The organism is Streptomyces yangpuensis, from assembly GCF_024666385.1.
Taxonomy (GTDB): domain Bacteria; phylum Actinomycetota; class Actinomycetes; order Streptomycetales; family Streptomycetaceae; genus Streptomyces; species Streptomyces yangpuensis.
On sequence record NZ_CP102514.1, the window covers coordinates 1,474,561 to 1,487,183 of the forward strand.

Below are 12,623 nucleotides of genomic sequence, written 5' to 3' on the forward strand. Positions count from 1 at the left end.
GGCGTACGGAACAAACAGCCCGGGTATCACCGATTCGGGCAGGGGCGGCACGTTCCGAGGCGGCGGCGCCCGGCTGCACCCCAACTGCCGACCGGGGACGAGGAGTTCGCCATGACACGCTGGTACGAGGGCCCGCTGGCCGCATTCGACACGGAGACCACCGGGGTGGACGTGGAGCAGGACCGGATCGTGTCCGCCGCGCTCATCGTGCAGGAGTGCGCGGGCGGCCGGGTCCGCACGACGCGCTGGCTGGTCAATCCCGGTGTTCCGGTGCCCCCGGGTGCGACGGAAGTGCACGGCCTCACCGACGAGCACCTGCAGCGTCACGGGCGCTGGCCGGCGCCGGTGGTGGAGGAGATAGCCCGTGCGCTCGGGGAGCAGCAGATCGCGGGCCGGCCGGTGGTGGTGATGAACGCGCCGTTCGACCTGACGCTGCTGGACCGGGAGTTGCGTCGGCACCGGGCGTCGTCGTTGTCGCGGTACCTGGACAACCGGCCGTTGACGGTGCTGGATCCGCGGGTGCTGGACAAGCATCTGGACCGGTACCGCAAGGGCCGCCGGACGCTGACGGACCTGTGCGCGCACTACGGCATCGATCTGGAGGGCGCGCACGACGCGGCGGCGGACGCCATGGCCTCGCTGGAGCTCGTACGGGCGGTGGGCCGCCGGTTCGCCTCGCGGCTGGAGCGGCTGACGCCGGCCGAACTGCACACGCTCCAGGCGGTGTGGCACGCGGCGCAGGCGCGCGGCCTCCAGGCGTGGTTCGCGCGGCAGGGGACCCCGGAGGCGGTGGACCCGCACTGGCCGCTGCGGCCGGATCTGTCGGCGGCCGCGTAGGACGGCACGGCCCGGACATGCGGAAGGCCGGTCCGTCATCGACGGACCGGCCTGACCCGGTGGGCGATACTGGGATCGAACCAGTGACCCCTTCGGTGTGAACGAAGTGCTCTCCCGCTGAGCTAATCGCCCGGGAACGCACTGAACAATACAGAAGCCTCGGGGCTGGTTCAAACCGCTTCCCCCGCCGGGCTCCGGCCTGGGGTACTCAGTACGTACTTGAGTACCCCCGCCCATGTCCTGACCGGGTGACGGGGGCCACACTCCGCTTATGAACTCGCCTCTGCCGCCGGCCGAAGAGCTGGCGCTCATCGACCGTGAGCTGGCCCAACTCGATGCCCGGCGCCTGTACTTGCTGGGCCGGCGGGACTGGCTGCTGCGTCTGCTGCAGCAGTCCACGGCCGCACCGGCTCCGCTGCGCTGGGGTGCGCCCGCGCCCGCCGGGCCCGCGAAGGAGGCTTCGGCCCCGGGCGCCCAGAACGTTCTGCTGACCCTGGGCGCGGTGCTGCTGGCCGTGGCCGCGCTGGCGTTCACGCTGATCAGCTGGGGGTCCATGGGGATCGCCGGACGCTCGGCGGTGCTGGGTGCGGTGACGGCGGCGGCGCTGGCCGCGCCCGTGGTGCTGCTGCGCCGCGGGCTGCGGTCGACGGCTGAGTCGGTGGCCGCGGTGGGGCTGCTGCTGACGGTGCTGGACGCGTACGCGCTGTACGCGCTCGGCATGCCGGACACGGACGGCACCGGGTACGCGGCCGGCGCGGCGGCGGTGCTGGCGGCGGTGTGGGCCGGGTACGGGTCGGCGCTGCGCACGCTGCGGCTCCCGCTGCCGGCGGCGGTGGTCGCGGCGCAGCTGCCGCTGCCGCTGGCGGCGGTCGCCGGGGAGGCGGGCCCGCTGGGGCTCGGCTGGGCGTTGCTGGTGACGGCGGCGCTGGACGCGGCGCTGGCGCTGCGGGTCCGCGCGGCGGCGGTCCCGGCGGCCGTGCTGGGCTCGGCGGCGCTGCTCGTCGGGGCGGCCCGGTCGTGGTCGGCGGATTCGGCGGCGCAGGCCCTGGCTCCGGCGGCGCTGCTGCTGGCGGGTGCGGCGCTGGGTACGGCGGCGGCCTGGCGGGAGCCGCGCGCCCGGGCGGCGGCGCCGGTGGGTGCCTTGGCGGCGGTGGTGGCGGTGGCCGGTGTGGCCCGGCCGGAGCTCGAGCCGGGCTGGGCGCTGGTGGCGCACCTGCTGGTGGGTCTGCCGTTGCTGGTGGCGCTGCGGGTGCCCGCGCTGCCGGAGGCGGTCCGGCGCGGGTCGGTCGTGGCCGGTGTCGTGGTGGGCGCCCTGGGGGCGCTGGCGGCGGGTGCGGCGGTGGTGCCGGTGCTGGTGGCCCGGCTGCGGGTGCTCGACGAGGTGTGGGCGGCGACCGCCCCGGTGGCGGATCCGTACGGCCCGGGGGCGTCGGCCACGGTCGCGCTGCTGATGACGGCGGGGGCGTCCTGGTGGCTGTGGCGGGTGTCGGCGCGGCCGGAGCCCGTCGTGGTGGCGGTGGTGCCGGCCTGGGCGGCGCTGTTCACGGCGCCGGTGCTGCTGGGGTTCCCGGTGGCGGTGGTCTTCGCCGTGCAGCTCGCGGTGACGGGGGCCGCGGGGGCGCTGGCCCTGCGCCCCCCTGCGCGGGGGGCCGGGATCGCCGCGGCGGTGTGCGCGCTGGCGGGGGCCGCGAACGTGTCCCTGGGCGCGCTGGACGGCCGCGTGGCGACCTTCGCGGTGTGGGGGCTGCTGGGGGCCGGCTGCGCCGCGGGAGCGGCGTACGGGCCCGCGGCCCGGTGGGTCCGGTCGGGGGCGGCCGTGTGCGCGGTCGGCTACGGGACGGGGCTGCTGGTGGCCGCGGCCGCGGTGTCGGACCTGGCTGTGGTCTGGTGGGCGCTGCCGGTGCTCGCGGCGCCGGCGTCGGTGGCGGCGCTCGGGCCGCGGCTGGGCGCCGTACGGCTGCCGGCGGAGATCGCGGCGGGGGTGTCGGGGGTCCTGGCGCTGGCCCTGGCAGCGGGGCGGCCGGGGACGCTGGCGCTGACCCTGGCTCTGGCCGGGGTGGTGTGCGCGGGCGCCGCGGTGCGGCCGGAGCGGCGGGTGCTGGGCTGGGCGGCGGGCGCGCTGTTCGTGGCGGCGACGTGGGTACGGCTGGCGGAGGCCGGGGTGACGGCGCCGGAGGCGTACACCCTGCCGGTCACGCTGCCGGCTCTCGCGGTGGGCTTCCTGCGGCGGCGCCGGGACGCGCAGGCCTCGTCGTGGACGGCGTACGCACCGGGGCTGGCGGCGACGCTGGTGCCGAGCCTGCTGGCGGCCTGGGGGGACACCGGCTGGGTGCGCCCGCTGGTGCTGGGTGCGGCGGCGCTGGCGGTGGCCCTGGCGGGTGCGCACCGGCGGCTGCAGGCACCGCTCCTGCTGGGCGGCGCGGTGCTGGCGGCGGTGGCGGTGCACGAGCTGGCGCCGTATGTGGTGCAGGTCGCCGGGGCGCTGCCGCGCTGGGTGCCGCCGGCACTGGCGGGCGTGCTGCTGCTGGCGGTGGGGGCGACGTACGAGAAGCGCCTGCGGGACGCCCGTCGGCTGCGGGCCGCGATCGGCCGGCTGCGGTAGGCCGGGCACGCGGCGGAGAACGCCAGAGGCCCGGAGACGGTTAATGTCTCCGGGCCTCTGGTCCGGGTGGGCGATACTGGGTTCGAACCAGTGACCCCTTCGGTGTGAACGAAGTGCTCTCCCACTGAGCTAATCGCCCGGACGCACCGCAAACATTACCCCATGTCAGCGGTGCTCTTTGACCATCACTGGTCCTTGAGGTCCCAGGGCAGGACGAACCCGTACTTCCACAGGTAGAAGCCGATCAGGGCGCCCGCGATGACGAGGCCCGTGGTGGTCAGGATGATGTTGCGGCGGCGTACCTTCGGGTCGAGCGCCTTCTGGGCGGCCTCGCTGACCTTGCGCTTCGTCCAGCGCAGCACGAAGTGGGCCCAGGCGAACTCGGTGGCCCAGATCGCCAGGCCCGCGAAGATCGCCACCCAGCCGGGGCCGGGCAGGACGAGCATGGCGACGCCCGCGGCGATCACCGCGAGGCCGACGACGAAGACGCCGACCTGCCAGCTGAGGTGCAGGGTCCTGCGGGCCTTGATGAAGGCGGGCGCCTTCGAGACGTGCTGCGTCTCCTCCGCGGTCTCGGCGGTCTCCGCAGTGGTGTCTGCGGAGGTCGGCGCGGTGGTTCCCGTGGTGTCGCCGGCAGCGGACTCGTTCGTTCCGCGGTCACTCCCCGTATTCATGGTCCCGAATCTACCCGAGCTCGAAGCACACGGGAACGATGGTTTGGATCCGCCGTCCGAGGGACCCAGAGGTCCGCAAAACGGTCAGAGGGGTTTACAACGACACCGTAGGTGGCATGTCGATTTCGCCGACGTGCGAATCCCCGAGCGCACACTGAGCGAAAGGCCCTGGCGCTTATGAACACCACGGTCAGCTGCGAGCTGCACCTGCGCCTCGTTGTGTCGAGCGAGTCCTCACTGCCTGTTCCCGCGGGCCTGCGGTATGACACGGCCGATCCCTACGCCGTGCACGCCACCTTCCACACCGGCGCCGAGGAGACGGTCGAATGGGTGTTCGCCCGCGACCTCCTCGCGGAGGGCCTCCACCGGCCCACCGGTACCGGCGACGTCCGCGTCTGGCCCTCCCGCAGTCACGGTCAGGGCGTCGTCTGCATCGCCCTGAGCTCACCGGAGGGAGAAGCGCTTCTCGAAGCACCCGCCCGAGCCCTGGAGTCGTTCCTCAAGCGGACGGACGCCGCGGTTCCACCCGGGACCGAGCACCGGCACTTCGACCTCGACAAGGAGCTCTCCCACATCCTGGCCGAGAGCTGAGCCAGGCTCCCGGCCGCTCGACACCGTCCGACTCGGGGCGACGGTGCGGAGCGGACAACCACATACGCCTGCGCCGGCGCTGTTCCCGCGGAAGCCACCCGCGAGGACGGCGCCTGTGTGCTGCGCGGGGACCGGCTATTGTCGGGCGGCATCGGCGGCACGCCCGTCGCCGCAGGCCCGGCCCCCGAGGGAGACACCGTGCAGATCCCACACGACACCCGTCGCGCGCTCGACGTCGTCGTCGCGCTGGTGAACACCGCGGCCGAACCGGACCAGCCGGACGGGCTCTCGGACATCGGCGCGCTGCGCGGCTTCGTCCAGGAGTACTCGATCAGCGACGTCGGCGAGCTCGGCGCCCGTGATCTGGCCGGCGTCCGGACCGTGCGCTCGAAGTTCGCCCAGGTCTTCGCGGCGCCCACCGCCCGCGCCGCGTCCGTGCTGATCAACGAGCTCGTGGCGACCGCGGGCACCACCCCGCAGCTGACCGACCATGACGGTTACGACTGGCACGTGCACTACTTCGCGCCCGGCGCGTCGGTGGGCGACCACCTGGCGGCCGACGGCGGCATGGCGCTGGCCTTCATCGTGGTCTCCGGCGAGCAGGAGCGGTTGCGCCGCTGCGAGGCCCCCGACTGCAGGCGGGCCTTCGTGGACCTCTCGCGAAACCGCTCCCGGCGCTACTGCGACAGCCGGACCTGCGGGAACCGGCTGCACGTGGCGGCGTACCGGGCCCGTCGCAAGGAGGCCGACGCGGGAGCGTCAGAGCAGGAAGAGATCGTGCACGGCGGCGAGCAGCAGCAGGATCCCGATCACCGCTAGGAAGATCATCAGGGGCGGCTGGGAAAGCGCGAACAGACAGCCTCGCGGCTCGTCGGCAACGGGGTCGGGTACCGCGACGGGCACCGCGGGGTCACTCTGCGATGTCTCGAACATGTCGCGCCGATGATGGCGCAGCGAACCGCCCCGCACTCCACAACACGCCAACACTCGCGCGGCAGTTCGCTCGATCTCGTGGACGTATCACGATCCCGCACCCCCCACCCCGCCCGCCGTGCTTCCTGCCGCTGGACACCGCGCGCCGACACTGGCGTGACCCGCCGCGGGCGCGGTGGTCAGATGCCGTGCTTCCTGAGGATGGCCTCGATGTCGGAGAAGTCGTCCGCGGGGGTGGTGGACGGCTGGTCGCGGCGGGGCGGGGCGGCCGCGCCCAGGGAGGGCTTGGAGGCGGCGGGGGCGACGGCGTCCGCGGAGGCGCGCGCCTTCGCCTGCTTCTTCGCGGGCTTCCCGGACCCGCCCGGGCTGCGCCGCTCGACGGCTCGCGTGGTGAAGAGGATCAGCCAGGCCAGCCCCAGCAGCCCGAAGCCGATCCAGACGGTCGGGTTGAAGACGATGCCGGTCAGCCACTCCACGACACCCGTCATCACGAGGCCGACGGGCACGAGCGAGTACGCGGCGATCCGCGCGGCGGCCAGGAACCGCCTGCGGTAGGCGGTCACCACGGCGATGCCCAGGCCCGCCGCGGACACCGCGGAGCAAATGGTCTCGGCAAGCATGCGGTCCTCCGGACTCTCGGCGGCGGAGAGGTGTGTCCCGTCCGTCCATCCATCGTGCACCGCCCGCCGCCGCAGCGGCCAGGCTCTGCGCCCGCCCCGCCCGGATCTCCGGGAGATCTGGGGCGTCTGCGGGCCACCCCTTAGGGGTCGGCCTCCTTCCGAGGTGGCGGTCGGTGGGGCGGGCGGGGGCTGGGAGACTGTCCGTATGACCGATTCCGTGATCCTCGACGTCTGGTGCGAACTGCAGTGCTCGGACTGCCACCGCGCCCTGGACGACGTCCGCGCCCTGCGGGCCCGCTACGGCGACCGGCTGGACATCCGGCTGCGCCACTTCCCCCTGGAGAAGCACAAGCACGCCTTCGCCGCCGCGCAGGCCGCCGAGGAGGCCGCCGAGCAGGGGCAGGGCTGGCCGTACGCGGAGGCCCTGCTGGCCCGCACGGTGGAGCTGGCCGAGCGCGGTGAGCCGGTGCTGCTGGACGTGGCCCGCGGCCTGGGCCTCGACGTCGAGGAGTTCGACACGGCCCTGATCGACGGACGGCACATCCTGATCGTCGACGCCGACCAGGCCGAGGGCAAGGCCATCGGCGTGACCGGCACCCCGACGTACGTGATCGACGGCGAGCGCCTGGACGGCGGCAAGAGCCAGGAGGGCCTGCGTGCCCGCATCGAGGAGATCGTCGACCGCCTCCTCGCCGCCTGACCGGTCCGCTCCCCCGCCGGGACGCCCGAGCCGCCGGACAACCGCCTAGATCAGTTCCTTCGCGGCGTTCACGGCGATGTCCCGGTACCCGAGCGACTCGTACAGCCGCCGGGCCGGGGTGTTGCCCTCGACGACGTGCAGGCCCAGCCGGCTCCCTCCGGCGGCCAGGACGGTCCGCTCGGCGAGGAGCATGAGGCTGCGCCCGTGACCCTGCCCGCGGTGTTCGGGCGCGACCTTCACGTCGTACACGTACGGGACGGTGCCGGGGCCGGGCAGCTCGCACAACCCCACCCACAGCGTGCCCAGGGCCTCCCCCGCCGCGGTCTCCAGCAGGAGGACGTGCGTCCCGGGGGTTTCCGGGCCGTCGGGCAGCATCCTGGCGTGTTCGGCGCGGGAGGCCGCCACGCCCTGCTCGTCGGTCATGCCGGGGGCGACGAGCCGGCGGCCGTACTCCACGATGCCCGGCTCCAGCCAGGCGTCGTACTCGGCCCGGGTCATCGGCCGCCCGACGCTGCCCGCCGGGAGGACCGGCGGCTGCGCCGGCAGGTCCTTGACCATGATCCGGCCGGTCTCCCGGTAGCCGAGGGCCGCGGCCATCCGCAGCGCCGGCCCGGCGTCGGCGGGCACCGACACGGCGACCCCGGTGCAGCGCCAGGAGCGCAGCACTTCCTCGGCGGCGAGCGCGGCCACCGTGCCGCGACCGCGCCGCCGGTCTTCCTCGTCGATCCACAGCCCGCGGATCACGCCGATGCCGGGTTGGGCCGCGGAGCGGGTGGCCAGTTCGAGCGTGCCGACGCGACGGCTGTTGACCCGGACCTCGTAGGTCCGCCGCCGGGTGCCGTCGCTGTTTCGCTGAAGCGGCTGCGCGGGCCGCAGGGTGGTGGTCATCACTTGGAGTTCTACCTGCCCCACGGCTCCGCGTCACCGGTGCTCACGGATCGATGTCGTCGCCGGCCTTCAGCTCGAAGATCCGCATGACCTCGGCCGTGACCGGTCCGGGCTCCGTGGCGATGTCCCGGCCGTCGAGGCGGACGACCGCCTGGGCGTCGCGCAGCGAGGACGTCAGGAAGACCTCCTCGGCCTGTTCGAGCGCCTCCAGCGGCAGGTCGGTCTCCTTGGCGCCGGCCCAGTCGACGACGAGGGCCCGGGTGATGCCGGGGAGGCAGCCGGAATCCAGGGGCGGGGTGTGCAGTTCCCCGTCGAGCACGACGAAGACGTTGGACCCGGTGCCCTCGCAGAGCCGTCCGACCGTGTTGGCCAGGAGCGCCTCGGAGGCGCCCGCCCGGTGGGCCGCGGCGAGCGCGACGACGTTCTCCGCGTACGAGGTGGTCTTCAGGCCGGCCACGGCGGAGCGCTCGTTGCGCACGAAGGGGACCGTGATCACGGCGGTGGTGTCCGGGCGGCGGGGGGAGGCGGCGACGGCGGCGATCAGGGTGGTGCCGGCGTCGCCGCGGTCGGAGCCGAGTGGGGCGAGGCCGCCGGTGTAGGTGATGCGCAGGCGGCCGTGTTCGACCGGTTCGGCGTCCAGGACGGCGGCGCAGGCCCGGCGCACCTCGTCGAGGTCGGGGTCGGGGAGGCCGAGGCCGCGGGCCGAGCGGGTCAGCCGCTCCAGGTGGCGGGTGAGTGCAAAGGCCCGGCCGCGCTCGGCCTTGAGCGTCTCGAAGACGCCGTCGCCCACGGTGAGCCCGTGGTCGAGGACGGACACCGTGGCGTCGTCGAGGTCCCTGAGGGATCCGTCGAGCCAGATTCTCATGGTGCGGTCCTTCCACTGGTGTGGTTGGCCCCCTGGGGGGCGATGGGCTCCCGGCCGGCCGCGACCCGGAGCAGGCGGGCGGCCTTGAGTTCGGTCTCCGCCCATTCGCGGTCGGGGTCGGACCCCCAAGTGATGCCGGCTCCGGTGCCGAAGAGGAGCCGGGGGCCGCCGGGGGCTTCCCGGTCGATCCAGAAGGTACGGATCCCGACGGCGAGCTCGCCGGTGCCGCGGTCCGCGTCGACCCAGCCGATGCCGCCGCAGTAGGGGCCGCGCGGGGCGGTCTCCAGGGCCTCGATGATCCGCAGGGCGGAGGACTTGGGTGCGCCGGTGACCGATCCGGGCGGGAAGGTCGCGGCGAGGAGTTCGGGCCAGCCGGCGCCGTCGGCGAGTTCGCCGCTCACGGTGGAGACGAGGTGGACGAGGCCGGGGTGCTCCTCGACGGCGCACAGCTCGGGAACGGTCACGGAGCCCGTGGCGCAGACCCGGCCGAGGTCGTTGCGCACGAGGTCCACGATCATCACGTTCTCGGCGTGGTCCTTGGGCAGGAGGTCCGCGGCGGTGCGGCCCGTTCCCTTGATGGGCCCGGACTCGACCCGGCGGCCGTCGCGGCGCAGGAACAGCTCGGGGGAGGCGGTGGCGATCTCCACGCCGTGCGCGGCGAGCCGAATCGTTCCTGCAAAGGGCGCGGGGTTGCCGCGCGCGAGAAGCGCGGTGAGGGCGTCGACGTCGGCGAGGTCCGGGCGCGGCAGCGGCGCGGACATCACCCGGCAGAGGTTGGCCTGGTAGACCTCGCCGGCCGCGATGTGCTCGCGGATGCGGCGCACCCCGGCGACGTACGCGGCGCGGTCGAGGGAGGAGGTCCACTGGTCGGCGTCGGGACCGGCCCAGGCACCGGGGACGGGCGCGGGGACGGGGTCGGGCCGTACGTCCCCGAAGCGCGCGCAGACGAGGCGCCCTTCGAAGTCGGCGGCCACCGCCCAGAAGCCGGTGGAGTCGAGGGCGGCGGGATCACTGGTGACATCCCGCAGGTCGGTCGCGAGGAGGCCGCCGAAGCGGGCCATGGGTGGCAGGTCGTGCACGGCTGCGAGTCTATGACCGGCGACGCGGGAGCGCCGGTGCGGTGACGGCCGGGTGACCTGTGGTGATCGTGCGGCAGCACGCTGCGGAAACGCGTTTTTGAGCTGGCCCGGTAATCCGCTAGAGTTCAACACGTCGCCAGGGAGCGAAGGGGAAAAACCCCGGAGCGAACAAGGTGACCTGCGGACGTAGCTCAGTTGGTAGAGCACCACCTTGCCAAGGTGGATGTCGCGAGTTCGAGTCTCGTCGTCCGCTCGAAGTGGGGGATCTTCCCGAGAACCCCTGCAGCTCCATGGTGGAGTGGCCGAGAGGCGAGGCAACGGCCTGCAAAGCCGTCTACACGGGTTCAAATCCCGTCTCCACCTCCAAGGACGATTAGCTCAGCGGGAGAGCGCTTCCCTGACACGGAAGAGGTCACTGGTTCAATCCCAGTATCGTCCACTGATCCGCAAGGATCCCCGCGCGATTAGCTCAGCGGGAGAGCGCTTCCCTGACACGGAAGAGGTCACTGGTTCAATCCCAGTATCGCGCACGCAGTACACGCACCATCTGCGGTTTCATACCGCGGTCCCGCGCGATTAGCTCAGCGGGAGAGCGCTTCCCTGACACGGAAGAGGTCACTGGTTCAATCCCAGTATCGCGCACCACCGGAAAGCCCCGGCCGTCTCCACGGCCGGGGCTTTCGCGTTCCGCCACACGGGTACGCGGCCTCCCGCCGGCTCCGGCGGGCCTCCGCCGGCTCCTGCGGGAACGTCAAAAAGGGTGCTGCCCGTACGACTCCCCAGTCGTACGGGCAGCACCCTTCACCTGCCGTCCGTCGCGCCCCCGTCCCCACGGGGTACGACAGGCCGATGTCCCGGCCCGGGCCGCTCTCCCGGGCCCGGGGCGCCGCTCAGCGCCCCGGCATCATGCCCACGGACGACGCCTGTGCCGCCAGCTGGTCGAATCCTCCGAAGAGGAAGAGCAGCAGGGCGGCCAGGGGGAGCACCATGGCCGCGGCCACCAGCGGGTGGCGGGTACCGGACTCATGGCCGTTGAACGCGAATGCCTTGCGTCCCTGCCGTGCGATGCCCGCCATGGCCCTCTCCCTGTCGTCTGGCAGCGGCGGGCTCTTGACCTCGGGGGACGAGTGCATCACCCGCCGCTTGACTTCAACACTAGGCGGGCGGAAGGCCGCAGGCCTCATGCCCTCGTACCCATTTCCGGGCCTCCGGGAGGATGAGGACGGCCCTCCCGTGTACTCCCCTGGGTGGAGACCGTCCCCCTCACGTCGGGGTCATCCCGGAGGGGATGACCGGAGGGCAGTGACTTCCCTCACTTCCGTCACTCGCTGGCCCCGCGTGTCCGCCGACCGGGCATCCGCAAGATCGACTCGGCTCGCGGCGGCGCCGGCGCGCACTCCGGCGCGCTCCGGCCTGCAGCGGGGCGCCAATCCCCTTGGCCGAAGGGCCGTTTGGAGCTGCCGTGCGCCCCCGCGGCAAAGGCCGGCCGGATCCCTGAAGCTCCCTCAAGTGTGCTGTGCCGCACTGACAATCGAATCTCCCGACGAGGGCGCGGCCTCTGAGCACGCATGCCGGATGGTCCGTAAGCTGTGGCTCGTCAACAGGACGACCGGTCAGCGGGGTGGACATGGCGATGATGCGGCTCCGGCGCGAGGACCCGCGTGTCGTCGGCTCGTTCAGACTGCACCGGCGGCTCGGGGCCGGCGGCATGGGCGTGGTCTACCTGGGATCGGACCGGCGCGGGCAGCGCGTCGCGCTCAAGGTCATCCGGCCGGATCTGGCCGAGGACCAGGAGTTCCGCTCGCGGTTCGCCCGCGAGGTGTCCGCGGCCCGGCGGATCCGGGGCGGGTGCACGGCACGCCTGGTCGCCGCGGACCTGGAGGCCGAGCGGCCCTGGTTCGCCACCCAGTACGTACCCGGGCCCTCGCTGCACGACAAGGTGGCCGAGGAGGGCCCCCTGACGGCCGCGCAGATCGCCGCCGTCGGCGCCGCGCTCTCCGAGGGTCTGGTGGCCGTCCACGAGGCGGGGGTCGTCCACCGCGACCTCAAGCCCTCGAACATCCTCCTGTCCCCCAAGGGCCCCCGGATCATCGACTTCGGGATCGCGTGGGCGACCGGGGCGAGCACCCTCACCCATGTGGGTACGGCCGTCGGCTCCCCCGGCTTCCTCGCCCCCGAGCAGGTGCGCGGCGCCGCCGTCACCCCGGCCACGGACGTCTTCGCCCTCGGCGCCACCCTCGCCTACGCGGCGACCGCCGACTCGCCCTTCGGGCACGGCAGTTCCGAGGTCATGCTGTACCGCGTGGTGCACGAGGAACCGCACCTGCAGGGCGTCCCGGACGCGCTGGCGCCCCTCGTACGGGCCTGCCTGGCCAAGGACCCCGAGGAGCGCCCCAGCACGCTCCAGCTGTCGATGCGGCTCAAGGAGATCGCGGCCCGCGAGGCGCAGGGGCTGCCGGACGGCCGCCCGCCGGCCCAGCGGGCCCGTGTCGAACGGCCGACGGGACGACTGCCCGAGGGGTCCGCGGACCACGCGGAACTGCGTACGGAGCGCCGTACGGGCGGCAGCGCGCCCAGGCCGCAGGGCGGCGCGCCCGGCGGCCCGCACTCGCGGCCCTCCTCCCCGCGCCACCCGCGCAGTCCCGGCGGCCCGTCCTCCCGGCCGACCGCGGGGCGTACGGGCGGCCGTCCGGCGCCCAGGACCACGGGTGCGGGGCGGCGGCCCTCGCGGCCGGACCCGAAGCTGATGCGCCAGCGCCTGATCGTGTTCATCGTGGTCACGCTGATCGTGGCGCTGGGCATCGCGGCGGCGCAGAAGCTGTAGCGCCGCCCCG

Annotated in this window: 12 protein-coding genes and 7 tRNA genes; 11 read left to right on the forward strand and 8 right to left on the reverse strand. The window is 73.7% G+C overall.

What is annotated here, in order from left to right; all coding sequences use genetic code 11:
* Window positions 1-111 precede the first annotated feature (111 nt).
* Window positions 112-837, forward strand: a complete 726-nt coding sequence (locus NRK68_RS06800; RefSeq protein ID WP_046780397.1) for a 3'-5' exonuclease — start codon at window positions 112-114, stop codon at window positions 835-837.
* Between the two features lie 60 nt (window positions 838-897).
* Here NRK68_RS06800 and NRK68_RS06805 read toward each other — a convergent pair.
* Window positions 898-969, reverse strand: a tRNA-Val gene (locus tag NRK68_RS06805).
* A 139-nt stretch (window positions 970-1,108) separates the two neighbouring features.
* Between NRK68_RS06805 and NRK68_RS06810 the strand changes: the two genes are divergently transcribed.
* Window positions 1,109-3,439, forward strand: a complete 2,331-nt coding sequence (locus NRK68_RS06810) for an SCO7613 C-terminal domain-containing membrane protein (RefSeq protein WP_257855336.1) — start codon at window positions 1,109-1,111, stop codon at window positions 3,437-3,439.
* 67 nt (window positions 3,440-3,506) lie between these two features.
* Here NRK68_RS06810 and NRK68_RS06815 read toward each other — a convergent pair.
* A tRNA-Val gene (locus NRK68_RS06815) sits at window positions 3,507-3,578 on the reverse strand.
* Window positions 3,579-3,624: 46 nt separating this feature from the next.
* Window positions 3,625-4,113 carry a TIGR02611 family protein gene (locus NRK68_RS06820; RefSeq protein ID WP_183067607.1) on the reverse strand — a complete coding sequence of 163 codons (489 nt, stop codon included), beginning with the start codon at window positions 4,111-4,113 and terminating at the stop codon, window positions 3,625-3,627.
* A 177-nt stretch (window positions 4,114-4,290) separates the two neighbouring features.
* Here NRK68_RS06820 and NRK68_RS06825 point away from each other — a divergent pair, with 177 nt between their 5' ends.
* Entirely contained in the window at window positions 4,291-4,704 is a 414-nt protein-coding gene (locus tag NRK68_RS06825; RefSeq protein ID WP_030011909.1) for an SsgA family sporulation/cell division regulator, read from the forward strand.
* A gap of 198 nt (window positions 4,705-4,902) precedes the next feature.
* The gene (locus NRK68_RS06830) at window positions 4,903-5,523 is read left to right on the forward strand and encodes a CGNR zinc finger domain-containing protein (RefSeq protein WP_183067608.1); all 621 of its coding nucleotides are present in this window, start codon (window positions 4,903-4,905) and stop codon (window positions 5,521-5,523) included.
* 293 nt (window positions 5,524-5,816) lie between these two features.
* Here NRK68_RS06830 and NRK68_RS06835 read toward each other — a convergent pair whose 3' ends face one another.
* A complete protein-coding gene (locus tag NRK68_RS06835; RefSeq protein ID WP_183067609.1) occupies window positions 5,817-6,257 on the reverse strand; it encodes a hypothetical protein in 441 nt (146 codons plus the stop codon).
* Between the two features lie 205 nt (window positions 6,258-6,462).
* On the opposite strand from NRK68_RS06835, the gene NRK68_RS06840 reads away from it, so the two are divergent.
* Window positions 6,463-6,957 (forward strand): DsbA family protein, encoded by a 495-nt coding sequence (locus NRK68_RS06840; RefSeq protein WP_183067610.1) that lies wholly within the window; start codon window positions 6,463-6,465, stop codon window positions 6,955-6,957.
* A gap of 45 nt (window positions 6,958-7,002) precedes the next feature.
* On the opposite strand, the gene NRK68_RS06845 is transcribed toward NRK68_RS06840, so the two are convergent.
* Genes NRK68_RS06845 through NRK68_RS06855 form a run of 3 tightly spaced genes read right to left on the reverse strand, consistent with a single transcriptional unit; the run spans window position 7,003 to window position 9,789 of the window.
* Window positions 7,003-7,845, reverse strand: a complete 843-nt coding sequence (locus NRK68_RS06845; protein WP_257855337.1) for a GNAT family N-acetyltransferase — start codon at window positions 7,843-7,845, stop codon at window positions 7,003-7,005.
* 43 nt (window positions 7,846-7,888) lie between these two features.
* Entirely contained in the window at window positions 7,889-8,710 is an 822-nt protein-coding gene (locus NRK68_RS06850) for an aminotransferase class IV (RefSeq protein WP_257855338.1), read from the reverse strand.
* Window positions 8,707-9,789 carry a chorismate-binding protein gene (locus NRK68_RS06855; protein ID WP_257855339.1) on the reverse strand — a complete coding sequence of 361 codons (1,083 nt, stop codon included), beginning with the start codon at window positions 9,787-9,789 and terminating at the stop codon, window positions 8,707-8,709. Before NRK68_RS06855 ends, NRK68_RS06850 begins: the two co-directional genes overlap by 4 nt.
* Before the next feature lie 180 nt (window positions 9,790-9,969).
* Here NRK68_RS06855 and NRK68_RS06860 point away from each other — a divergent pair.
* The 5 genes from NRK68_RS06860 to NRK68_RS06880 all read left to right on the forward strand — a co-directional run bounded on the left by NRK68_RS06860 (window position 9,970) and on the right by NRK68_RS06880 (window position 10,434).
* A tRNA-Gly gene (locus NRK68_RS06860) sits at window positions 9,970-10,042 on the forward strand.
* A gap of 39 nt (window positions 10,043-10,081) precedes the next feature.
* Window positions 10,082-10,155 (forward strand) — tRNA-Cys (locus tag NRK68_RS06865).
* A 1-nt stretch (window position 10,156) separates the two neighbouring features.
* Window positions 10,157-10,228, forward strand: a tRNA-Val gene (locus tag NRK68_RS06870).
* Between the two features lie 19 nt (window positions 10,229-10,247).
* Window positions 10,248-10,319, forward strand: a tRNA-Val gene (locus NRK68_RS06875).
* A 40-nt stretch (window positions 10,320-10,359) separates the two neighbouring features.
* Window positions 10,360-10,434: transfer RNA gene (locus NRK68_RS06880), tRNA-Val, on the forward strand.
* 245 nt (window positions 10,435-10,679) lie between these two features.
* Here NRK68_RS06880 and NRK68_RS06885 read toward each other — a convergent pair.
* Window positions 10,680-10,865: a hypothetical protein gene (locus NRK68_RS06885; protein ID WP_046780405.1), complete on the reverse strand. Its 186-nt coding sequence runs from the start codon at window positions 10,863-10,865 to the stop codon at window positions 10,680-10,682.
* A 545-nt stretch (window positions 10,866-11,410) separates the two neighbouring features.
* On the opposite strand from NRK68_RS06885, the gene NRK68_RS06890 reads away from it, so the two are divergent.
* Entirely contained in the window at window positions 11,411-12,613 is a 1,203-nt protein-coding gene (locus NRK68_RS06890) for a serine/threonine-protein kinase (protein WP_373023479.1), read from the forward strand.
* Window positions 12,614-12,623: the final 10 nt, after the last annotated feature.